The 24606-nt window shown below is 45.5% G+C and carries 17 protein-coding genes and 1 riboswitch; of the genes, 16 read left to right on the forward strand and 1 reads right to left on the reverse strand.

Features of this window, described 5'->3' with window-relative positions:
• The first annotated feature begins 1 nt into the window (after position 1).
• Positions 2–1174, forward strand: a complete 1173-nt coding sequence (locus FZC41_RS07755; protein ID WP_148566833.1) for a MalY/PatB family protein — start codon at positions 2–4, stop codon at positions 1172–1174.
• Between the two features lie 58 nt (positions 1175–1232).
• Here the strand turns inward: FZC41_RS07755 and FZC41_RS07760 are convergent, their stop codons facing one another.
• Positions 1233–3272 carry a glutamine synthetase III family protein gene (locus FZC41_RS07760; protein WP_207725061.1) on the reverse strand — a complete coding sequence of 680 codons (2040 nt, stop codon included), beginning with the start codon at positions 3270–3272 and terminating at the stop codon, positions 1233–1235.
• Between the two features lie 424 nt (positions 3273–3696).
• On the opposite strand from FZC41_RS07760, the gene FZC41_RS07765 reads away from it, so the two are divergent.
• The 15 genes from FZC41_RS07765 (at position 3697) to FZC41_RS17515 (ending at position 24559) form a co-directional block, all read left to right on the forward strand.
• Entirely contained in the window at positions 3697–3924 is a 228-nt protein-coding gene (locus tag FZC41_RS07765) for a hypothetical protein (RefSeq protein ID WP_148566835.1), read from the forward strand.
• A gap of 202 nt (positions 3925–4126) precedes the next feature.
• Positions 4127–5395 carry an adenylosuccinate synthase gene (locus FZC41_RS07770; RefSeq protein ID WP_148566836.1) on the forward strand — a complete coding sequence of 423 codons (1269 nt, stop codon included), beginning with the start codon at positions 4127–4129 and terminating at the stop codon, positions 5393–5395.
• A 73-nt stretch (positions 5396–5468) separates the two neighbouring features.
• Positions 5469–6587, forward strand: a complete 1119-nt coding sequence (carA, locus tag FZC41_RS07775) for a glutamine-hydrolyzing carbamoyl-phosphate synthase small subunit (RefSeq protein WP_148566837.1) — start codon at positions 5469–5471, stop codon at positions 6585–6587.
• Positions 6578–9778: a carbamoyl-phosphate synthase large subunit gene (gene carB / locus FZC41_RS07780; RefSeq protein WP_148566838.1), complete on the forward strand. Its 3201-nt coding sequence runs from the start codon at positions 6578–6580 to the stop codon at positions 9776–9778. Before carA ends, carB begins: the two co-directional genes overlap by 10 nt.
• Positions 9779–10179: 401 nt before the next feature.
• Positions 10180–12408 (forward strand): bifunctional diguanylate cyclase/phosphodiesterase, encoded by a 2229-nt coding sequence (locus FZC41_RS07785; protein WP_148566839.1) that lies wholly within the window; start codon positions 10180–10182, stop codon positions 12406–12408.
• Positions 12409–12474: 66 nt separating this feature from the next.
• Positions 12475–14157: a GspE/PulE family protein gene (locus FZC41_RS07790; protein WP_148566840.1), complete on the forward strand. Its 1683-nt coding sequence runs from the start codon at positions 12475–12477 to the stop codon at positions 14155–14157.
• Between the two features lie 9 nt (positions 14158–14166).
• Positions 14167–15225, forward strand: a complete 1059-nt coding sequence (locus tag FZC41_RS07795; protein ID WP_148566841.1) for a type IV pilus twitching motility protein PilT — start codon at positions 14167–14169, stop codon at positions 15223–15225.
• Positions 15226–15893: 668 nt separating this feature from the next.
• A riboswitch (cyclic di-GMP riboswitch) is annotated at positions 15894–15988 on the forward strand.
• Between the two features lie 203 nt (positions 15989–16191).
• On the forward strand, positions 16192–16725 hold the full coding sequence (locus FZC41_RS07800; RefSeq protein WP_148566842.1) for a type II secretion system protein: 534 nt from the start codon (positions 16192–16194) through the stop codon (positions 16723–16725).
• Positions 16726–16911: 186 nt separating this feature from the next.
• On the forward strand, positions 16912–17313 hold the full coding sequence (locus FZC41_RS07805; RefSeq protein WP_148566843.1) for a hypothetical protein: 402 nt from the start codon (positions 16912–16914) through the stop codon (positions 17311–17313).
• Positions 17314–17486: 173 nt separating this feature from the next.
• A complete protein-coding gene (locus tag FZC41_RS07810; RefSeq protein ID WP_148566844.1) occupies positions 17487–18266 on the forward strand; it encodes a prepilin peptidase in 780 nt (259 codons plus the stop codon).
• 35 nt (positions 18267–18301) lie between these two features.
• Entirely contained in the window at positions 18302–19486 is a 1185-nt protein-coding gene (locus FZC41_RS07815) for a type II secretion system F family protein (protein ID WP_148566845.1), read from the forward strand.
• A 14-nt stretch (positions 19487–19500) separates the two neighbouring features.
• On the forward strand, positions 19501–21015 hold the full coding sequence (pilM, locus tag FZC41_RS07820) for a type IV pilus biogenesis protein PilM (protein WP_148566846.1): 1515 nt from the start codon (positions 19501–19503) through the stop codon (positions 21013–21015).
• The gene (locus FZC41_RS07825; protein WP_148566847.1) at positions 21012–21899 is read left to right on the forward strand and encodes a hypothetical protein; all 888 of its coding nucleotides are present in this window, start codon (positions 21012–21014) and stop codon (positions 21897–21899) included. The genes pilM and FZC41_RS07825 overlap by 4 nt, the downstream gene beginning before the upstream one ends.
• 72 nt (positions 21900–21971) lie before the next feature.
• Positions 21972–22421 carry a type IV pilus modification PilV family protein gene (locus FZC41_RS07830; RefSeq protein WP_148566848.1) on the forward strand — a complete coding sequence of 150 codons (450 nt, stop codon included), beginning with the start codon at positions 21972–21974 and terminating at the stop codon, positions 22419–22421.
• Positions 22422–22504: 83 nt separating this feature from the next.
• Positions 22505–24559 (forward strand): hypothetical protein, encoded by a 2055-nt coding sequence (locus FZC41_RS17515; protein ID WP_186855164.1) that lies wholly within the window; start codon positions 22505–22507, stop codon positions 24557–24559.
• The last annotated feature ends 47 nt before the right edge of the window (positions 24560–24606 follow it).

Genomic DNA, 24606 nt, shown 5'->3' on the forward strand with positions numbered 1-24606 from the left:
AATGACGTATAATTTCAACGAGATCATTCAACGGGACAATACCAACTCCATTAAATATGATTTTGCAAAACAGAGTGGCAAACCGGAAGGGCTGCTGCCATTATGGGTTGCCGATATGGATTTTAAAACCCCTGGGCCGGTGGTGGAGGCCCTTGTCGAAAAAAGCAAGCACGGAATATTTGGATATTCTGAAAGCGGTCAGGACTATTTCTTTGTTTTGAAAGACTGGTTCAAAACTAACTTCGAATGGGATATCCGACCAGACTGGCTGGTGAAAACACCCGGAGTTGTTTATGCCATTGCCACGGCCATTCGCGGGATGACCGTTAAAGGGGATGGGATACTCATCCAACAGCCGGTTTACTATCCTTTTTCCGAGATAATCAGGATAAACGAGCGCAAATTGGTGGTGAATCAGCTCGTTTATGAAAAGGGCCGGTATACCATCGACTTTGCTGATTTTGAAAACAAGATCATCGCCAATAACGTGAAGCTGTTTATCTTATGCAATCCCCATAATCCGGTCGGGCGAGTGTGGACCAGAGAAGAACTCACCCGTTTGGGAGATATCTGTTTAAAACATCAGGTAACAGTTATTTCTGACGAAATTCATCAGGATTTTATTTATCCGGGGCATAAGCATCTGGTCTTTGCTGATTTAAAACCTGAATTTTTGAAGATTAGTATCACCTGTACCGCGCCAACTAAAACCTTTAATCTGGCGGGATTGCAAATATCCAATATCTTTATTAAAGACCGGGAATTGCGGAAAAAATTCGTCGATGAAATGACAAAAAGTGGTTATAATGAGCTGAATGTGATGGGGCTAGTCGCCTGTACAGCGGCCTATTCACAGGGTCGAGAGTGGTTGAACGAACTAAGAACCTATCTTGTTGGCAACCTGGATTTTGTCAGACGTTTTTTAAGTGAAAAACTGCCGCAGATAAAACTGGTTGAGCCGGAAGGAACCTATTTAGTTTGGCTGGATTTTAATGAACTCGGACTGAGTGAAATGGATCTGGAAGATTTAATCATTAATAAAGCCGGTTTGTGGCTCGACAAAGGAATCATGTTTGGAGCCGGAGGTGAGGGCTTTCAACGGATTAATATTGCTTCGCCCAGAGTGATACTGGAACAGGCGTTAACACAATTGGAACAGGCCATCAACAGCTGACAAAAAAAAGCTCCGGAAGATTTAAACACGCTTCCGGAGCTTTTTGATCGATTATCAATTAAATGTAGAATAAAATATCTTCGTAATTTGGGTATGGCCAGTATTTCTTGCCGACAAGGCTTTCAAGTTCATCCGCAAATTTGCGAAGTTCTTCCATTGCGGGGATGACCTGATCACAGTAATAGGTGGCTTCAGCCTGAGCTGATGCGGTGTCCTGAGCACCGGCCAGGATTTTTTCCAGCTCGTCAATGGAACGGATGAATTTTCCGGACAGTTGGGAGAGTCGTTCGGCCAGGGTTGATTCAGCTGAGACATCAATGAAATCACCACAGGATTTTTTCGCCAGCAGGGTGTCGCAAACCTCTTTGGTGTAAGTGACGACAGCCGGTGAAATTTCACGTTTGGCGATGTTGAGCATGGTCAGGGCTTCAATGTTGATGGTTTTGCTGTATTCGTCCAGATGAATTTCATAACGGGAGTCCAATTCAGCCGGGGTATAAATATTGTGTCGGGCAAACAGTTTGACATTTTTATCTGAAGTATATTCAGCCAGGGCTTCCGGGGTGGTTCTCAGGTTGGGAAGGCCGCGGCGGGCGGCTTCTTCAACCCACTCCTCAGAGTAGTTGTTGCCGTTGAAGACAATCCGTTTGTTTTCCGTGACGGATTTCTGCAGCAGGGCATCCAGGGCGGTATCAAAATCATCGGCCTTTTCCAGAACATCGGCATAGTTGCCCAGAACATCGGCGACAATGGTGTTAAGGGTAATGTTCGGACCAGCGATGGACTGGTTGGAACCCAGCATCCGGAATTCGAACTTATTGCCGGTGAAGGCAAATGGCGAGGTTCGGTTACGGTCCGTCGCATCCATGATCAGTTTGGGCAGGGTGCTGACACCCATTTCCAGCACGAGGTCTTTCGCTTCTTTAACCGGTTTGCCGGTTTCGATGGACTTCAGCGCGGCGGTCAGCTGTTCCCCGAGGAAAATGGAAACAATCGCCGGAGGGGCTTCATTCGCGCCCAAACGGTGATCATTGCCGGCGCTGGCAACGGTAATCCGCAGCAATTCACTGTATTTGTTTACGGCTTCAACACAGGCACAGAGGAAAAGCAGGAACTGTTTGTTGTTGACCGGATCATCCCCCGGTTCCAGCAGGTTCTCGCCGGTGTTGGTGGACATCGAAAAGTTGTTGTGTTTTCCGGAACCGTTGACAAAATCAAAGGGTTTTTCATGAAGCAGACAGGCCAGATCGTGGCGATAGGCCACCCGCTGCATGAATTCCATAACCAGCTGGTTGTGATCCGTGGCGGTGTTGGTATTGGTGAAAATAGGCGCCATTTCATGCTGGGAAGGAGCAACTTCGTTGTGGCTGGTTTTGGAAGCAATGCCCAGTCGCCATAACTCCTTGTCAAGATCGGCCATGTAAGCGGCTACGCGGCCACGAATACGGCCGAAGTAATGGGTTTCCATTTCCTGGCCCTTGGGCGGTTTTGCGCCAAACAGAGTCCGACCGGTGAGAATCAGGTCCTTACGTTCTTTAAACATATCGCGTTCGATGAGAAAGTATTCCTGTTCGGCACCGATGGTGGTGGTTACTTTTTTCACATCGTCTTTGCCAAAAAGTTTAAGAATCCGAACAGCGTGGGTATCCAGGACTTTCATGGAACGCAGCAGCGGTGTTTTCTTATCCAGAATTTCACCGGAGTAAGAACAGAAGACGGTTGGGATACAAAGGGTGGAACCTTTAATGAAGGCGTAGGAGGTGGGATCCCAGGCAGTGTAGCCCCGGGCTTCAAAGGTTGCCCGCAAGCCTCCGGAAGGAAATGATGAAGCATCCGGTTCGCCCTTTACCAGCTCTTTTCCCGAAAATTCCATAATTACTTTGCCATCTTCGGTGGGGTTGATAAAGGCATCATGTTTTTCAGCCGTGATGCCGGTCATTGGCTGGAACCAATGGGTAAAATGGGTGGCACCCAATTCCAGGGCCCAATCTTTCATGGCGTTGGCCACAACTTCAGCCACGTTTTTTTCCAGCGGTAAATCCTCTTTTATCGTTTTAAGAAGAGAAGCGTAAATGTGCTTTGGCAGGCGTTTTCGCATGACACCTGAATTAAAAACTTTAGATCCAAAAATATCGGCTATATTTTCATGTGTAACATCTGGCACGTGAGTGTCCTCCTATATATTTATATTTTATTGAACAATTTAATCTTCATGTATTATAACATAAACAGCCCGGGTAAAAAACCGGTAAAGACAAAAAAAGATGCTAAATAGAAGTGTACATGAACACTTCTATTAGCACCATTGCTAATTTGCATCGTAGATTAACTACTCTCTTTAAGTTGTCTTCATTATAAACCATTAGTCACTAGCTTGTAAAGAAAGTTATTAAAGATTTCTGTGTAAAGGTTCTCAAATTGCTAAAAGAGCAGGGAATGATTTACAAAAATGAAACCCTATTATATAATAATTGTAGATAATAATAGTAAAACTAAAAAGTACAATTAGAAAGGGAGAAAAAATGAGCGATAATATAAAAATTGATGATGAAAAACATATCAAGGTTCTGGATGCCCTATTGGGGGATGCGGATTTAATGATGGCGTTAAATGCGGCAGAAAATTTTGAAGCCGGCTATTTATTAGTGGCAGAAAAAGTACCTGGTTTAACCATGGAAGAATTTACCGGATCGATGGAATTATTAAGACAGGTGATGATGGCTCAGATGGAGAAAACACCGGTACAATAGGCTGGGCAAATAATGTAAACAATATCATCGGGATTTTCAAAAATATGTGCAACAATTTGGACACCTTTATGTTATAATACTCTGGGAAAAAATGATCCCATGAATTTTGAAAAAAAGATTGATTTCTTGGTATTTGATTGAAAAAGCAATAAGTTTAACGGTGCTTTTTAATCTGATGTATATAGGGAAGGAATGAGAATAAATGTCGATTTCTGTATTAGTTGGCGCCCAATGGGGCGATGAGGGTAAAGGAAAAATGGTGGATTATTTCGCCCAAAAATCGGATCTAATCGTTCGATTTCAAGGGGGAGATAACGCGGGACATACTGTCATTAATGACTATGGTGTTTTTAAGTTTCATTTAATACCATGTGGTATTTTTAATAAAGACTGCCAATGTTTGATTGGAACAGGAGTTGTTGTGAATCCTGATGTTTTACTCGAAGAAATGCAACAACTAACCGAAGCCAATATCAGTTTGGCCGGATTGAAAGTATCGGCTAAAGCTCATATCCTCATGCCTTATCATCAAAAACTGGATGAATTAATGGAGGTCAGCGGCGGTATTGGAACCACAAAGCGCGGCATCGGACAGGCATATGCCTACAAGGCGATGCGAAAAAGTTTGCGTTTTGAAGATTTGCTGAATCTGGAAAATGCCAAAAAAAAGCTGGCAGACATTATTCTGGTTGTGAACAAACAAATGAGTTCTTATGGGATTGAACCTTATACGGTTGAAGAACTTTTTGCCAAATGCGAAGCCTGGGCAAGCAAAATCAGTTTCATGATTGTCAATCCGACCAGTTTTCTTCATGAGCGAATTGATGCGGATAAAAACATTTTATTTGAAGGCCAGCTAGGGGCAATGAAAGATATCGATCTGGGAATATTCCCTTATGTCACCTCCTCCAATCCGGTTGCTGCCTATGCAGCCGTGAGTGGCGGTTTTCCGGCAAAGAAAATCGATAAGGTCATTGGCGTGGCCAAAGCCTTTTCCAGCGCCGTCGGCGCGGGGCCGTTTCCAACCGAAGAGTTTGGCGGAACCATTGACATGCTGCGGGGCACCGGAGAAAAGCCCGATGATGAATTTGGCGCCCGAACCGGCCGTTCCCGTCGGCTGGGCTGGTTTGATATTCCGGTATTAAAATACACCCATGCGATTAACGGATTTGATGAATTGGCATTATGTAAAATAGATAAGCTGGATGATCTGCCGGTCATAAAGCTCTGTGTTGATTATAAATTAGATGGAAAAATCATCAAAGAATTTCCGAACACCGAGGATCTGGAACGGGTTGAACCGATTTACATCACCCTGCCCGGATGGCTGAGTGATACTTCAAAAATCCGTCGCATCGAAGATCTGCCGGAAAATGCCAAAAAATATATAAAAACAATCGAAGACTTGGTTGGAACGACCATTGCCTATGTCGGCGTTGGACCGAACCGAGAGGATTTAGCAATTCGATAAATGTGCTAATACGAAATACCTGGTTGCTTGCAATCAGGTATTTTTTGAAAATATAAAAAAACGGAGGTAAGATATGTCTTATTATAAAAGAGATAAACGCGCCTGGCTGGTTTTATCAGACGGCAGCGTTTTTGAAGGCTATAATTTTGGGTGCGAAGGCACCACGATTGGAGAAATCGTCTTTACAACAGGAATGACAGGCTACCAGGAAGTGCTAACGGATCCATCTTATTATGGTCAAATTGTGCTGCAAACCTACCCTCTGATTGGAAATTATGGAATAAACAGCGACGATATGGAATCTGAAAAAAGTTGGGTCAATGGTTATATCACTAAAGAATGGTGTGAAGAACCGTCAAACTTCAGAAATGCCAAAAACATCAATGAATTTATGATCGAACAGGATAAAATCGGTATTTGGGATGTGGATACCCGTGCCATCACCCGGATCATCCGTGAACACGGGACCATGAATGGCGCCATTACCACAGAATCGTTTGAAAACAACAAAGAAGAACTGTTAGAAAAAATCCGCGCCTTTAAAGTGGTGGATCCGGTCCAGGCCGTTACCCGAAAGAATAAGGGCTGGTATTACAGTCAGGTTAACCGTGCAAATCATGTGGCGTTAATCGATTATGGCTATAAACATAATATCCGGCGGATGCTGCTGCGGTTGGGATGTAACGTGACGGTTATGCCCGCCAACACTACCATTGAAGAAATCCGGACCCTTAATCCCGATGGGATCATGCTGTCAAACGGACCGGGAGATCCGGCGGAAAATGTTCAAATCATTGAAAACCTGAAAGACTTTATCAATTACGGGAAACCCATTTTTGGCATTTGCCTGGGACATCAGCTGCTGGCTCTGGCTTTAGGCGGAGAAACCTTTAAACTTAAATATGGACACCGCGGTATGAACCAGCCGGTTAAGGATGTAACCATGGATCGGGTCTTTATTACCAGTCAAAATCATGGCTATGCCGTGGTATCGGAAAGTATTCCCGAAGCAGTGGGGCAGGTTACCCATTTTAATTTGAATGATGGCACCTGTGAAGGCATTGAGTACAAAAACATTCATGCCTTCACCGTCCAATTTCATCCGGAAGCCAGTGCGGGACCAAATGATACCGGCTATTTATTTGAGAAATTTACCAATCTTATGGAAAGGGGGCAACAGGGATGCCTTTAAGAAGCGATATAAAACGTGTGCTCGTGATCGGGTCAGGTCCCATTATTATTGGCCAGGCGGCGGAATTTGATTATGCCGGAACCCAGGCCTGTAAGGCCCTGAAAAAACTGGGACTGGAAGTCATTCTCGTTAATTCAAATCCAGCGACCATTATGACCGATAAGATTATGGCGGATAAGGTCTATATTGAACCGCTAACGCTGACCGTCATCAGACGGATTATTTTAATGGAAAAACCTGATAGTATTCTTTCCACGATCGGCGGACAAACCGGCTTAACCCTATCGATGCAGCTGGCCAAAGAAGGCTTTTTAGAGGCTCATGACGTCAAGCTGCTGGGCGCCAATCTGGAAACCATTGAAAAAGCGGAAGACCGTCAGGCCTTTAAGGATATGATGCAGGAAATCGGGGAACCCTGTATTCCGTCCGAAGTGGTGACAACCGTTGAAGCCGCCGTCACGTTCGCCTTAAATATGGGTTATCCGGTGATTGTCAGACCGGCCTTTACTCTGGGCGGCACCGGCGGCGGGATTGTCAACAACCAGAAAGAGCTGGAAGAAGTAGCGACGAATGGCTTGCGACTGTCCCCGATTACCCAAATCTTGGTTGAAAAGGGCATTGCCGGCTGGAAAGAAATCGAGTTTGAAGTCATGCGGGATGCCAAAGGGAACGTCATCACCGTCTGCAGTATGGAAAACCTCGACCCGGTGGGCATTCATACCGGGGATTCCATCGTAGTCGCCCCCTGTCAGACCTTAAGTGATAAAGAATTCCAAATGCTGCGGACTTCAGCCCTAAAAATCATTTCTGCCTTAAAGGTTGAGGGTGGTTGCAATTGCCAGTTTGCGCTCAATCCGCAAAACTTTAATTATGCAGTTATCGAGGTCAATCCACGGGTTTCCCGTTCCTCGGCATTGGCATCAAAAGCGACCGGATATCCCATCGCCAAGGTTGCCAGCCAGATTGCCGTCGGGTTTTCCCTTGATGAAATCATCAATGAGGTAACCGGAACCACGACGGCCTGTTTTGAACCGGCGCTGGATTATATTGTGGTGAAATTTCCGCGCTGGCCGTTTGATAAATTTGTCTATGCTAAACGGACCCTCGGCACCCAAATGAAAGCGACCGGAGAAATCATGGCGATTGGATCAAGTTTTGAACATGCCATGATGAAAGCCATCCGCTCCATCGAATTGGGCTTTGAGACCCTGTCAATCGATAAACTGGTACAGTCCACCGATGCTGAAATTATGGCAATGCTGGGCGATTCCGATGATGAGCGCTGTTTTGTCGTTTATGAAGCCATCAAAAGAGGGGTATCGCTGGATACGATTTTTGACATCACCAAAATAGATAAATGGTTTTTGGACAAGCTGCGTCATTTAGCCATCATGGAAAAAGACCTGGCCACCAAAGGATTAACCGAAGAGCGCGTGTGCGTGGCCCGGGAAATCGGCTTTCTCGACAAAACGATTGAAGCATTATCGGGAGCGCCGATTCAGGAAGCGACAAAAACTTATGCTTCCTTTAAAATGGTTGATACCTGTGCCGGCGAATTCGCCGCCCAGACACCCTATTTTTATTCCACCCGGGATAAAGAAAATGAAGCCGCGCTGTTTATTGAAGAGCATCCCTCCGACAAAAAAAGAATTCTGGTGCTGGGCTCCGGTCCGATTCGGATCGGCCAGGGGATTGAGTTTGACTATTGTTCCGTGCATTGTTCATGGGCATTAAGAGAAATGGGCTATGAATCCATTTTAATCAACAACAATCCAGAAACCGTGTCCACCGACTATGACACCTCCGATCGGCTCTATTTTGAACCATTGACCCAGGAAGATGTTCGCTCCGTCGTGGAAACCGAAAAACCGATCGGCGCCATCGTTCAGTTTGGCGGACAAACCGCCATCAAATTGACCCGATATCTGGAAAAAATGGGTGTGCCGGTATTGGGAACATCGCCGGCGAATGTTGATGCGGCGGAAGACCGGGAAGTTTTCGATCAGCTACTGGAAAAATGTCAGATCCCCAGACCACAGGGTGAAACCGTGTTTACCACCGAAGACGGTGTAGAAGTCGCCAATCGATTGGGCTTTCCGGTACTGCTGCGGCCTTCCTATGTTTTAGGCGGGCAGAATATGATTATTGCTTATGAAGAAGAGGATGTTGTTGAATACATGAACATCATCACGACTCACGAGCTGGAAAATCCCGTCTTGATTGATAAATATCTGATGGGCAAAGAAGTGGAAGTGGATGCCATCAGCGATGGCGAAAACTACCTGATCCCGGGGATTATGGAACACATCGAAAGAGCCGGAGTTCATTCTGGCGATTCGATTTCCGTTTATCCGCCCCAGACGCTGGATGAAGAGACGAAGCAAACCATTGTCGATTATACCGGACGGCTGGTCAAGGCGCTGGATATTATCGGCATGGTCAATATTCAATATGTCATTTACAAGGGCAAAGTTTACGTGATTGAAGTCAACCCCCGTTCGTCACGAACGGTTCCCTATATTTCAAAAGTGACGGATATTCCGATGGTGAACCTGGCTACTAAGATGATGCTGGGCGAAAAATTGGTTGATTTAGGGTACACCCCGGGGTTGTATCCGGAAGGGGATTACGTTGCCGTGAAAGTACCGGTATTCAGTTTTGCCAAGCTCCAGGATGTGGATACCCAATTGGGACCGGAAATGAAATCCACCGGCGAGGTTCTGGGGGTGGCAAAAACCTTTGCGGATGCTCTCTACAAAGGCTTGGTGGCTTCAGGAAGCAAAATGGAACGCTCCGGCGGCGTGATCCTGACGGTTAAAGACCGGGATAAGGAACCGATCATTGCGATTGGCCGTCAATTCCACGAAATGGGCTTTACCATTTATGGGACGGTGGGAACCGCGCTTATTCTCAACGAGAACAATATTCCCACCAAGGTGGTCCGCCGCATGTCGGAAAGCGAACCGAATATCGGCACCCTGTTAGAAAGCGGAAAAATCAATTACGTGATTTCCACCTCAACCAAAGGGCGCATGCCGCTAAACGACAGCGTTCGGATGCGTCGAAAATCAGTGGAAAGCTCAATCAGCTTGCTGACTTCTCTGGATACCGCCCAGGCCCTGCTGGACTGCCTGAAATCCAATCGAACCATGGAGAAAATAGATTTAGTGAATATCAAGGATATCCGTTAAGAACGTAAACTAAACTTGTAGGGGCGATTATCAATCGCCCGAAAACGTAATGCTGGAACAAACGGTTGCGGGCGGGTAATACCCGCCCCTACGGTATGATGCCTGAACTGGGGAATTAAACAAGACCGGTCGGTGCGAGGCATGAAGGCTTCCTGATCAAATACATTGATAATGGTAATACCTGCCCCTACGGTATGATGCATTACGCAATCTGCATTACAGCAAACATAAATTTGAAAACTATATCGATATTTAACCTTTTTTATCAAAAGAACTTATTCAATTACATTGAATAAGTTCTTTTGATTTGGTAGAATAAAAATAATCGTTTCAAAACGAAAAATTTGAATCGTAAAAAAAATTGATAGAAAACAACAGCAAAGCAACAGAAGGGACAAGCGATGAAAGCAAAATTCAGCATCACGAAAATCAGTATTATTTCTATTCTCGTTGTTGCTCTATTTTTTGGAGCGAGTTATTATTACACAGCCGTTATCAACAGAGAATTGAAAGCAGAAACGCTTTTATATCTTTCGGAAGTCGGCAATCAGGGCGTGGAGCTGGTTGAATCCAAGACGAACAATCAGATCGAAAATTTGAAAATAACGGCAAGAATGATTCAGGCCAGCGGTAATTTTGATCAGGCTCAAATGGTCAATCTGATCAAACTTCAGGCCCAAAAAAGCGATTATAAACGCATGGCGATTGCCCTTCCCAACGGAGCGGTGATGACGACCGACGGAATAGAGAGTAGTATCAGCGGACGGGTCTATTTTCAGGAGGCACTGGCCGGAAAATCAGTGGTTTCGGAAACCATTACGGATTATATCGACGGGAAAAAGATTAATGCTTATGCCACGCCGATATTTAATGGCAATGACGTCGCGGCTGTTCTTGTGGCGACCGTAGAAACCGAGAGTTTTAAAGAATTCCTCGGCGTGGACACCTTTAACAATCAAGGGTATTCGTTCATCGTAAAAGCAAACGGGGATGAAGTGGTCGGATCCCTTCATCCCAACAGTGTCGGAGATTTTGACAATATGTTTGATGTTTTAGGAAAGGCTGAGTTTAGCGGAGGGGATAGCCTGGAAACCCTGAAGGCAAAGATGGAAAAGGGCGAAAGCGGAAGTTATATCAGCAAATATAACGGCCTGGAGCGGTATACCGTATATGAACCACTGACCATCAGCGATTGGTATATGATGACGGTTGTCCCCACGCGGGTTGTGAATGTCCAAACGATGAAAATTCTTGAATCAGCATCTTTTCTGATTGTTATCGCTTTGATTGCGATCAGTCTGTTGTTTTTGATCATTTTAATTTTCCAGAACCGCTCAAAAAATAAATTGGCAAAAATTGCTTTTGAAGACGAAGTAACCGGAGGAAATAACTGGCAGAAATTCAAATTGGAAGCGACGGAAATGCTGGGAAAAAAAGACCAGCGAAGCTATGTTTTGCTGACCTTTGACATTGATCAGTTTCGGTTTATCAATGAAGCCTACGGTCTTGATCGTGGCAACGAACTCCTTAAATTGATTATGGATATCTTGAAAGCCAATCTGGGTAAAAATGAAACCTGCGCCCGGGTGTCGGCGGACCATTTTGTGATATTTTGCGGTGGGCCAAGCCATGGGAAAATCACCCAGCGCATCAGAAATTTCATTTGTATTTTAAACGCCGAAAAAGAAGTGTTGAAGATCAAAGAAAAAATTGTTTGTCATTTTGGAATTTACATAATTGAAAATGAAACAAAAGATTTGGAAAAAATTAGAGAAAAAGCGAATATGGCCAGAATTGCCGCGAAAAGATCGGAAAACGGTACTTGGTTTTTTTATTCTGATGCTTTTCGAAAAATAATTGAGGATGAAAAAGAAATCATTGACAGCATGGACGAAGCCCTGAATAATAATGAGTTTGAAATGTATTTACAGCCGAAGTACAATCTGCATACCGATGAATTCTGCGGCTGTGAAGCGCTGGTTCGTTGGAATCATCCCCAAAAGGGCTTGCGAAGTCCGGGCGAGTTTATTCCGATTTTCGAACAAACCGGGTTCATCAGAAAACTGGATATGTTCATGATCAAAGCAGCCTGCAAGATCCTCAAACACTGGGAAGAAAACGGCTTTCCGGAAATGACGGTTTCCGTGAATATTTCCCGAAAGAACCTGCATCAATCTGATTTCACTCAAAAAGTGCTGAAAATTACGGATGACTATTGCATAAAAAAACACTGCCTGGAGATGGAAATAACCGAGTCCGTTATTTTTGAAGACCTTGAGCGGATGATTGAAGTCGGTAAAAACTTCCGCGATGACGGCTTTAAAATATCGATGGATGACTTCGGGTCAGGGTACTCGTCCATCAATCTGTTGGAAACTCTGCCGTTGGATACCATCAAGATCGATCAGGGCTTTTTTAAAGACAATCTTAAAAATGAACGGACCCAAATTGTCGTAAAAGCGATGATTGAGTTAATTAAACAACTGGGCATGACCGTTGTTGCCGAAGGCATTGAGACCAAAGAAGAGGTTGATATTTTAAGAAAACTGAATTGCGATATCATTCAAGGCTATTATTATGGAAAACCGATGACGGTTGATGATTTCGAAGAAACGGTTTTTAAGAAATAAGCGGACCTGGACTTGTTAAAATGATGATAATAATATCTGCTTGAGTGACGAGGAAAAGAGGGGAAAATGGAAACAAAAAATATTCGTATTGGTGATGTTCTGAAAAATGCCGGGTTTATCAGAGAAGAACAGCTTCAGGAGGCCCTGGCTTATCAGAAAATTGATAAAAGCAAACGGCTGGGCGCGATTCTGGTGGATTATGGCTATGTGACAGAAGCCCAGCTGCTCCAGGCTTTGTCGCAACGCCTTAATGTGGAGGTGCTGGATCTTAATGAGACGGTGATCAACCTCGATGCGGCCGGGAAAATCCCCCAGAATATGGCGATTAAATATAACCTTATTCCCATCAGCGAAGCAAACAATCGGCTGCTGGTAGCGATGAATGATCCCCTGGATTTTTATGCCATGGAAGACGTCCGCCTGATTACCAACATGCCCATTGATGTGGTGCTGGCCACCAAGGAAGTGATCCTTGCGACCATCCACAATGCCTACACCGAAATTGAAGCCAAAAAGGCGGCATCAGTGGCGAATGAAACGGTCGGCGGTACCAGTATTTCTTTTGTGGAAGAAATTACCACCAATGAAAAGGATGCCCCGATTGTCAATCTGGTCAATTCGGTTCTGTTAAAAGGCTACAGCGCCGGAGCCAGCGATATCCATATCGAACCGTTTGAGAATGAAACGATCATCCGGATGCGGATCGACGGTTTGATTGTAGAGTATCTGACGCTGGAACCAAATTTGCATCAATCGCTGGTGGCCCGCATTAAAATACTGTCGAATCTGGATATTGCAGAACGGCGTTCCCCTCAGGATGGTCACTTCCGGGTGCGCATCGACAAGGTCGACATGAACATCCGAACCTCCAGCATTCCGACGATTTATGGGGAAAAAATGGTGCTTCGTTTTTTAAATATGAACACCGCCCTGGATCATGCCGAACAGTTTGGAATGACCCCTGAAGATTACGAAAAAATGCTGCAGGTGCTTAAAAGCCCCCATGGGGTGATCTACATCACCGGCCCGACCGGCAGCGGAAAAACAACGACGCTCTATATGCTGCTGGAAATGCTGAGCAAAAATGCCGTCAATATTGCCACCATTGAAGATCCGGTGGAAAAAAATCTGGCTAACATCAACCAGACCCAGGTGAATATTTTGGCCGGGCTGACCTTTGAGTCCGGATTGCGCTCGATTTTACGGCAGGACCCGGATATTATCATGGTCGGTGAAACCCGTGATAATGAAACGGCTTCCATTGCCGTCCGTTCAGCCATCACCGGCCATCTGGTATTATCGACCATTCATACCAACGACGCGGTTTCCACCATCGCGCGGCTGGAGGATATGGGCGTGGAGCCCTATATGGTTGCCAATTCCCTAACCGGGGTGGTGGCGCAGCGGCTGGTCAAAAAGATCTGCAACAATTGCCGGGAAGCCTATCAAGCTTCGGATATCGAGCGAGAACTGTTAAACGACGAGTCCGTCACCACCCTCTATCGAGGACGCGGCTGTCATCTCTGCAACCACACCGGCTACAAAGGACGAACCGCGATTCATGAAATACTGGCCGTTGATAAAACCATTCGAACCATGATTTCCCGAAAAGAGCCCACGGAAAACATCTATGACTATGTAGAACAAAATCAAAAGCTGATTCCGCTGCGAAAAAGCGTGGAGCAGCTGACGAAAAGCGGCGTGACCACAATGGAAGAATTTCTGAAATTATCATATTACGTGGAATAGGGGAGAAAAATGAAGACAAGCTTTTTAGACCTGGTCAACTACGGCCGCCGCAACGATTGTTCCGACATCCATTTGTCCCGCGAGCTGCCCCCGGTGTTTCGTAAAAATGGACAATTATATCAAAGCGATTTTGAACACAATCCCGAGCTGATCGAAGAGCTGATTTTTTCCATCCTCGATCCGGAAGAACTCAAACTCCTGCGCGCCGGGGATGATCTGGATTTCTGCCATGTGACCCCGGAAGGCCTCAGACAGCGGGTGAATATTTATAAACAACAGGGCAGCTATGCAGCCGCCGTGCGGCTGCTGAACGATACCATCCCGAGCTTTGAAGAGCTCAAGCTGCCCCCGATTATGAGAAAACTGGCCAATGAGCCGCGCGGCCTGATTCTGATTACCGGCCCCACGGGCAGCGGGAAGTCCACCACCCTGGCGGCGATGATCGATTATATCAATACCAACAAGGCCCTGCATATTCTGACGGTGGAGAACCCGGTGGAATATAAGCACGAACACAAAAAAAGCATCGTCCATCAGCGCGAGGTCGGGACGGATGTGCCCTCCTTTGCCGGCGCCCTGCGGTCCTCCCTGCGAGAAGACCCCGACGTTATTCTGGTGGGCGAAATGCGCGACTTCGAAACCATTTCAGCCGCCGTTACCGCCGCCGAAACTGGCCATCTGGTTTTATCCACCCTGCATACCATCGGGGCGGCCAATACCATCGACCGCATCATCGATGTCTTTCCCCCCTACAGCCAGCAGCAGATTAGAACCCAGCTTTCCAGCATTTTAAAAGGCGTCGTCACCCAGCAGCTGGTGCCGCTGGCAAACGGCCAGGGCCGCATGGCGGCCCTGGAGGTACTGATTGGCACCGACGCGGTTTTAAACCTGATTCGGGACAGCAAAACCCATCAGCTGGCATCGGTGATGCAAACCGGCGGCCGGGACGGCATGCGAACCCTGAATTCCGATCTGGCCAGGCTGGTCAAAGAGCAGCAGATTACCTACGATATCGGTTTGGAGTGGGCCAGCGACAAGCAGGAGTTCAACCAGTATTTTGGGAAGTGATCAGAATGGTTATCGTGCAGACACCGTACCGACCAATTGTTAATCAGTTGTATGCTTGCAATTCGTACAGGCTATCGCCTGTTCGCCTTGATGCAGAGAGCCTGCTCCTTAGGGTGCAACATGATCTAACAATTGTCGGTACTACGTTTGTACGGGTATTTGCGTTGGCGGGCGATCATGGATCGCCCCTACGGGATAATGCGTGACGCTCACATGATTTTTAATTTCTGTTGTTTTGGTTTTTGGGGTACAAACCACAAACTTGACCGGGGTGTGCCACAAACTTGTCTGGGATGCGCTACAAACTTGGCGGGCGATCATGGATCGCCCCTACGGGATGATGCGTGACGCTTGTATGATTTTTAATTTCGGATGTTTTGTTTTTTTGGGTCAATCCACAAACTTGACCGGGGTGCTCCACAAACTTGACCGGGGTGCTCCACAAACTTGTACGGGATAATCTACAAATTTGTACGGGATAATCTACAAACTTGTAGGGGCGATCCATGATCGCCCGCAGGCATCATCCGCCTCAGGTAAATTAATAAAACCTTCCCTCCTAAACAAAAAAACGAAAAATCATCACATCTTAGCGAAATATTAATGAAATAATAACTTGACTTTAAACTGCAGATAACATAGAATAAGTTACAAATAGTTTACAATTTCATAATATGAGGCATAACAAGTGAAAGCTTGCGACGCAAAGCTACAGGGTCTAAGTTTGGTGGAGGACATCAGGATAGGACAGCCAGCTGCCACACAAGGTGTGGCTTTTTTTGAGCAAAAAATCAAACGAGGTTTTACGAAAAATAAACCAGCCAACCCAGCCAAGCGGGGGTCGGCAAAAGAACATTATGGTAAACAAACGGTCCGGTTAACCGAAGATAGCTTATGAATCGCCTCGTGGCGCAGGTGATACTATAGATTTTTTAAAATTTTCATAATATAAAGGAGAAAAATTAGATGGAATTCATTAACAGAATGCGGAAAGACAAAAAAGGGTTTACCCTGGTTGAAATTATTGTGGTGCTGGTTATCCTGGCGATTTTAGCGGCGTTTACGATCCCGAGTATGTTGGGATTTGTAGGCGATGCGAAAAAGAAAGCGGCTATTAGTGAACAGCGAGAAGTTTATATAGCCGCACAGGCAATCGCGACTGAACAATTTGCAAAAAATACACCCGCAATTGCAGAAGCAAACCTTGGAATGACATCTGCAACGGTAGATGGAGTTGACGCACTTAAATTAGGCTCATTAGCGGTAGCAGCGGTAGCAGCTGACGCCACAAGTGGTGCAGATTATGATATGATGAGCTATTTAAAAGGCGATATTATTGCTAATAAAGGTGCTATTACTGGTACTAGTCCCGTAGCCGCGGAAACAGCTAACTCTACATGGACTGTTAAAATTTCTTCGGATGGGCATGTTAAAGAAGTAACTTATACAAAAAATGGAGTAACATTAGATCCATTAGTACCAAGCTCAGCGGTTAAATAGAGAATAACGAAACTACCACCCTATGCGCCATAGGGTCACATCTCCCTATCTATGGCGCAGACCCGTCATTGGGTCTGCGCCGGTAGGGAGATTTTTAGATTTGAGCAAGGATCAGCAGCTCCATCTGATGTTAAATTCTGAGTTTGGCCTTCAGTAGTAATGAATGATTTCGGGGAATGTGTTATAATGAATCCAATTAAAAATTATCAATATGCCCCCCGAGATAACCAGCCAGTCGGTTTCAGCCGGGGCTTCGCGCTGGCGGTGGTATCCCTGCTCCTGGTGGTGGCATTGGTGGTGGGCGGCCTTGTTTTTTCGTCTCGCAACAGCACCTATGCCGCCAATGCTCAGTTGGTGTATATGGCCGCGACGGCGAAAGCGATAGAATTTGAAGCCGCGGGGCACTATCATGTTCCGGTTCAGGCAGATCTGGTGGCACTCATCGGCGACGATGTGAATCAAGGGGCCGTCATTCAGGTTGTGGATGAAAATAATGACGCCATCATTGATTACATTATTTACAGCAAAAGCGGCTTAACCACAAAATATTCACCCGGGAAAACCGCCGCCGCAAAAACATCAAGGTAAATGACTTGGCGCTGAGTTTCCACAAACAATTTTGTAACGTGTAGGCGAACAGTTCTGCGAACTGTCCGCCGTACCGTGTAAAAATTGTTTCGTGTGAAACCCAGCGCCAAGCACACGCTGCTTTCGGTTCACAACGACTTCATTCGGACCGTTATGAAAGGAACTAATTTTTTATGAACGATACAGTTGCAGTTGCACTCATTAATTTCATTCTCTATCTCTACATCTTTGTGTTCGGGGCGGTCATCGGCAGCTTTCTCAATGTGGTCATCTATCGGGTGCCCCAAGAGATCTCCATCGCCAAAGGCCGTTCCTTCTGTCCCAAATGTGGCGCTCCGATCAAAGGCTACCACAACATTCCGGTTTTCAGCTATCTTTGGCTGCGCGGGAAATGCGCGGACTGCGGGGAAAAGATTTCGCCGCGATACCCGCTGATTGAGCTCTTTACCGGCGCTTTGGCTGTTCTGGTGTTGTGGATTTTCGGCTTTTCCTTTCAGTGGATCGTGGTCTTTACCGTCGGAGCGATGCTGATCTGCATCGCCATGATCGATTTCGATACCATGACCATTCCCAACGGACTGGTCATCGCCCTAATGGTGCCGGCACTGCTGTCCTTTTTCTGCTTTCCCCAGGTGGAACTGCTGTCCCGCGTCATCGGCATGGTGGTCGTCAGCCTACCGATGCTGGTGATAACCCTCTTTATCGGTGAGGCCTTCGGTGGCGGGGATATCAAGCTGATGGCGGTGGCCGGATTCCTGTTGGGATGGCCAAATACCGTGCTGGCAACCTTCATCGGTCTGGTCCTTGGCGGGGTGGTGGCGGTTAGTCTGCTGGCTAAAAAAACGAAGGACAAACACATGGCTTTCGGCCCGTATTTATGTGTCGGAATCATGACCGCTTTGTTGGCTGGCGATGCAATAATTAAGTGCTATTTAAGCCTGTTTGGGTTATAATACCGTTAAGATAAATTCCAATGATGGAGGGCTTCATGCCGGTCTATAAATATACAGCAAAAAATTTACAATCCGAGGTCATCCATGGCACCATGGAGGCATCCGATGCCGACGTCGTGCGTCGAAACCTGCGGAAAAATAATGAATTCACAACAAAAATAAAAGAAGTTCAGGAAACAAAAAAGCCTTATAAATTGAAGCCGATGGAGATTTCCGATTTCTCCAGACAGATTGCCAGTATGCTGTCTTCGGGCATCACGATGATTCGCGCCATTAAAATCATGGAAGAGCGGGACATCAAGCCGGCGATCAAAAAAGTATATGGCATTTTGTATCAGGAAATTCAGCGTGGCAACACCTTGTCCTATGCCATGGAATTGACAAACGGGGCTTTCCCCCTGCTGCTGATCAATATGTACAAATCCGGTGAGGCCAGCGGTCAAATGGAAGGTACGGCCCGAAAAATGGCGGATCATTACGAAAAGGAACACAAACTCCGGGGAAAAATAAAAAGCGCCATGACTTACCCGGCGATTCTCTTTGTGGTCACCATTTTGGTGGTGCTGTTAATTTTTACATTGATATTGCCGCAGTTCTTTACCCTGTTTCAGGGGATTCAACTCCCGGCCATCACCCAGTTCATGATCAATATCAGCAATTCGCTGACCAGCTACTGGATTTTATATCTGATCGGGACCCTGGTCATATTTGCTCTGGTTTCATTTCTTTTAACGGTTCCTCGAGTGAAGCTGTTTTTAGATCAGCTGAAATTGAAAATACCAAAAGTCGGTAAACTGATGAAGATCATCTACACCGCGCGCTTTGCCAGAACCCTGAGCTCCCTTTATTCCAGTGGTCTGGCGATGATTACCGCTTTGACCATCAGCGGGGACACCATCGGCAACACCTATTTGCAGTCCCAGTTTCCCAAAGCCATTGAACAGGTGCGCAACGGGGAGCCCCTGTCAGCATCGATTCAGACCATCAACGGCTTCGATGCCAAACTGGTGGCCACCATCTATATCGGTGAAGAATCCGGAAATCTGGATGAAATGCTGGAAGACGTGGCGGATGCGTTTGATTATGAAGCGGAAATGGCCACCACCCAGCTGGTCACCTTTATTGAACCCATTATGATTATTATTATGGCAGTCATGGTTGGCGGCATCATGCTGTCGGTGATGTTGCCAATTTTAACCTTATATCAAAACGTCGGATAGGAAGGCTTTATTATATGCAGACAATTGTATTTTTTTCAAATGATGGCATCCAAGTCGTCCAGGGGACGATGAAGGGTGGCCAGCTGACGATTCAGCATTTTAAAACACTGCCGGTGGAAGCGGGCGCGCTCATCAATGGGGTCATTACCAATGAGGAGGCCATCAGACAAACCCTCTCCGACGCGTTGGCTGAAAATCCCAGTTTGTTTACCAACATGAAGCTAGTGATCGAAAGCAGTTTGATTGCGATCAAAAATGTGGCGGTCCCCCGGCTGAAACCGAAGGAGCTGGCCGCCCTAGCCGCTACCGAGTTTGAAGACACCGCCGGAAATTATGAAGAGTTGGTGGTGGATTATTCAAACATTCCCGGTCCGAACGGAAACAATATGTTCTGCTGCGGCGTGGAAAAACGGGTGATCGAGTCTTATGCGGCGCTGTTTGAAAGCCTGAAAATCAGGGTGCTGAGCATTGATGTCGGACTGAATGCCCTTATTCAATATGTTTCCGGAACCAAAGACTACAAGGGCATGACCCTGGCGCTTAACATCCTGGACGGGCGAGATTTATTATCGATATTATTTGAAAACGGCCTTTATATTTTTTCGACCCGCTCCCGGCTAATGGCGGAACGCGGCACCGATGCCTTTGCGGACGAACTGTCGGCAAAGCTTTCATCGCTAATCCAATTCAACAAATCCCAGAAATCCGAGTACGCCCTGAATATCAGCCTGTATGCCGGCCTGGATGAATTTGAATTGAATTCTTTGAAAAATCTGGTGTTTGATCCGGATCTTTCGTTATTCATTATCCCTCAAACCCGCAATATAAAAGAGCTGTTTGAGATTGATGAAACCTTTGATTTTGGAAAATTTATTTATCCCATTGCCGCATTTTTTACCGGAACCAAGGCCATTAATCTCTTTACCGCCTATAAAAAAAGCCTGGTGGTTAAAAAGGAACGACATTTTGAAAATAAAGCCCTGGCAATACCCATTGTCATGGCGGTAATTTTTTTAATTATTTTTTCGACCTTCTATTTGCTGCAGATGAGCGCCCAGAAAAAACTGGAGGCGAGCAACGCCTATATCAGTGATACCACGAATCAACAGCAGTACCTGGAAGCGAAAAATTTAACTGATGCCGTCGAGGGAATCAATTCACAGGTTTCTGACGTAGAGATGATTAATACCGCTGTTAACAGCAACCCCAAGCTGGTTTCAGATAAGCTGACGCATCTGGCGACGCTGTGCAACAGTGTGATTACCTTGAACAGCATGACTTATGACGGCGAAACCGGCGGCGTCAGCATCGCCGCGACCGCGAACAGTGTTCAGGAAGCCGCCGGTTATGTGGAACGATTAAGAGCCACGGCGTACTTTGTCCAGGTGGATTATAACGGCTATTCCAAGGCGACCGCAACGGCGGGGTCCACCGCAACTTCCGGAACAACATCGGGAACAACGGCTACCACCTTCACCGGTTACAACTTTACGGTGCAGGCTTATTTGAAGGCAGGTGATCAACAATGAAAAAACTGACACAACGGGAAAAATTGTTGATCTACATTCTGATCTGTTTCGCAATTGTCTCAGGAGGCATCTATTTTATGGCGCTTCCAAGCTATCAGCGTTACGCGGTTGTGAATGATCAAGCCACCGAGGCGGGATATACCCAACAGACTATGGCAACGGCGATTAACAGCATCCCGGCAACGATGACGGCTCAGGATGCTGCCAAGGCTAAACTGGCGGCAGTCAAGGGACCCTTTTCCGCCCATCTGCCCAATGAAGGGATTGATGCGTTGCTGACACAGCTGTGCCTGAGTTATAATCTGGCCCCGACTTCCCTGGCCATTGAGAGCAACGCCATGCAGGAGCTGTTGTTCTTTGAAGCCTATTCCGGCGACACGACCGGGGCAGGTGGTACCACGGGGTCGAGTTCAACCACCGGATCGAACACGACAACGGGGACAAGTTCAACAACGGGTTCTAGCACGACAGCCGGTACAAGCACGACCACCGGATCGAACACGACAGCGGGGACGAGTTCAACAACGGGTTCAAGCACGGCAACGGACACGAGTTCAACAACCGGTGCAAGCACAACCGGGAGTTCAAGCACGACAACGGGAACATCAACCGGTTCATCAACCTGGACAAGTGTGGTAACGATGGCACTGACCGGGACCCAAACAAACTTTTATCAGTTGCTGGATGCCGTGGCCGCTCGGCCGGATATGATTATTTCAAAATTTACCATTGCCCCGGCCACGACGACGACCTCCGTATCCAGTGTCACAAACTCATCCAGCACGACCAGCACCACTGGGTCCTATACCGGATGGACACCGGTGCTGGATGGCGGAAATATTACCATCAGTGTCACCTTTAATGTTTATATGGTGGATAAATAGAATATCAGATGAGAAAAGCCGGTTTAGCAACTGGCTTTCTTTGCAGGAAAATATAAAAAAGCGGGAGGGACCATGAAAAGAATCATTAGCAACCAATCCGGGGTTACACTCATTGAACTTTTAGTGGCTTTTTTGATCTTGTCAATTATTTTAACAACGATTGTTGGCGCCTTGATGTTTATGCAGAAGTCCATTATTGGCAGCGATCTTAAGAACAACGAGGCTGCAAAAGGTCAGGATTATGTCGATCAAATCGTAACGATGCTATCAAATGGTACTCCTCCGGCTTTGATCACTGAAGTTGGAACCGACGAAAAAGGGAAAGCCTACAGCATGGATAATCCTAAGTTAACAGATATAACAACAAAAGGACAATTCTACGATGATAAATGGGCAACATACCCGCGTCAGTTTTATATTGTAGAATATCCAGGTGCCGGTGGCTATAACATATACTATCGTGGATATTATGACAATGGCACTGCTCAAATTAATTATACTGCTTTTGCAAAAAAGGTGTAAATTAATCATTGCGTAAAACAGTCATATCGCTTTGATTTTGGAGCTATTATATTAGGATTGATTGTATTTCAAGGGAGGCCTTTATGGGAATTAAAAAGCTGAATCTAAAAATGAATCAAAGAGGAAGTGCATTACCCTTCGTTATAATTTTAGGCCTTGTTTTGCTTGTCCTGGTTGCTTCGTTAGCCACAGTCGCAACGGGTACGATCACTTTTACTCAGGAATCGGTGGAAAGTCGTCAGGCCTATTTAGATGCAAAGACCGTAACCGAGTATGGAAAGGTTTTAATTGATAATAAAATAGCAGCGATGCAGAGCACCACGCTAGAAAATAAAACGTCGGATAATAGTAATGGCGATGTCATTTTTTATATAAAGGGCGTTCGCTCAAATCCATTGGCACCCTTGACTTTGACGCAAATTGTGACCCCAAGTACATCAGATCCAACGACGGATAAATTAATTATTGGCATCGGTAAATTGAGCTGGAAACAGACCGTAGTAACAGGTGATGAAAAAAATGGAATTGCCACTACAACCTATACCATTTCGGTGGAATCGACAAATTTGGTAAGGAAACTGGATTATCGACAAACATTTGATTATCTATTGACAACGTCAACAACCGGAACCGGAACAGGAACAGGAACAGGAACGGGAACGGGAACGGGAACAGGAACCCCAAGCCAGCCGACTCAGCCTTCCGTTGCTTCAAGCACAGTAACTGCACAAATAACAAATAATAATAATTTGAACTTTAAATATAATGGTAATAGTGTTTATGGGATTCCCAATCCAGTTGTGGAAAGTGGGAATACCTTGTCTGTTAGACCTAACACTCAATTTGATCAATGCAATATTAAATTAACAGGATTTGATTTTAATGGAAGTAAGACTTTAAACATAGCGGCAAACCAAATAGTGGTATCTACTGCAATGCCAAGTGTATGGAATCCGATTTACAATTTTGGTGACAGGTTCCAAACTCAGCTTTTGTATTTTGCGAAAGGGTATACAACGGATGCTGGCGGCAATCACAATTCGTCGAATACGCTAAAAGCAAAAAACATCGTCATCATTGGCGATTTAAATCTCATGGACAACTCAATACTTGATATTGATTGTGATAATCTATGGATTACCGGAAATGTCACATTGGCAACTAAAAACAACACCATTACAAATAAAATTAAAGCCAAAAATATCATAATAGGGAAAAATCTGTATCTTGACCATTACACTAAGTTGACGATTGACTGTCCAAACGTTTGGTTAAATGGTAATTTGTCATCAGGTACAACAAAACCTGAATTAACCTTGAACAATGTGAAGTATTTTAAAGCAGGTACGATGAATCTGAATGATAAAATGAACCTCACAATTAATGGCGATCCTACGAGCAGTGCAACAAACCAGGTGGAAGTGGGATCCCTAGATACGACGAGCACCGGACAGCAAATCAGTGTAACCAATGTTTATTCATTCAACTGTCTGGGCAGCATTACACAAAGCTGGTCAAGTGCAACTATTAGTATTCAGGCTACCATGGTTACAATTGGCGGAGATTTAACCCTCACCGGTATTAATGGAGGTGATTTCAAAGTGTTGACCCAATATTTTACATGCAAAGGCACCACTCATTTGCAACAGATTAACGGACCATTTTATATCGGAGATGCTGCTCATCAGACAAGTGCTATTAAATTTGAAGGAAATTATGAACAAATTAAATCAACAGTAATAATGTACGGGGCCAAAAATATTGTATTTAACGGTGATTTTAAACTAGGTGATAATGGACCAGGAGTAACAACTTTAATATCGGATAATATTTATTTCCAATCGAATATAATAAATATGCAGTGTAATCAATGGTATCACCCAAATACTGTAATTTGCCAAGGAATCACCAATGCGGTGGCGGCAAATGTGTTATTAAAAACTCAGACAATCAACCCAACATTTCCAGCTGGAAAGTATACTGGTTATACAAATAGTGATTGGACTGATATTGATCCAGCAACTAACAAGTACACACTGCAGCCGAATGACTTTAAAGAAATTGCATTTCCGGATCAACCCGGGAGTAAAACGACAATTACGCCGTCGGTAAACAGAGGACCGTTTAGCTACTATTGAGAGAAAATAACAGAAAAAATGAAATAGATTGAATGGCAGGGGGCGAG

Origin of the sequence: Acetobacterium paludosum, from assembly GCF_008086595.1 — a bacterium.
Classification (GTDB): domain Bacteria; phylum Bacillota; class Clostridia; order Eubacteriales; family Eubacteriaceae; genus Acetobacterium; species Acetobacterium paludosum.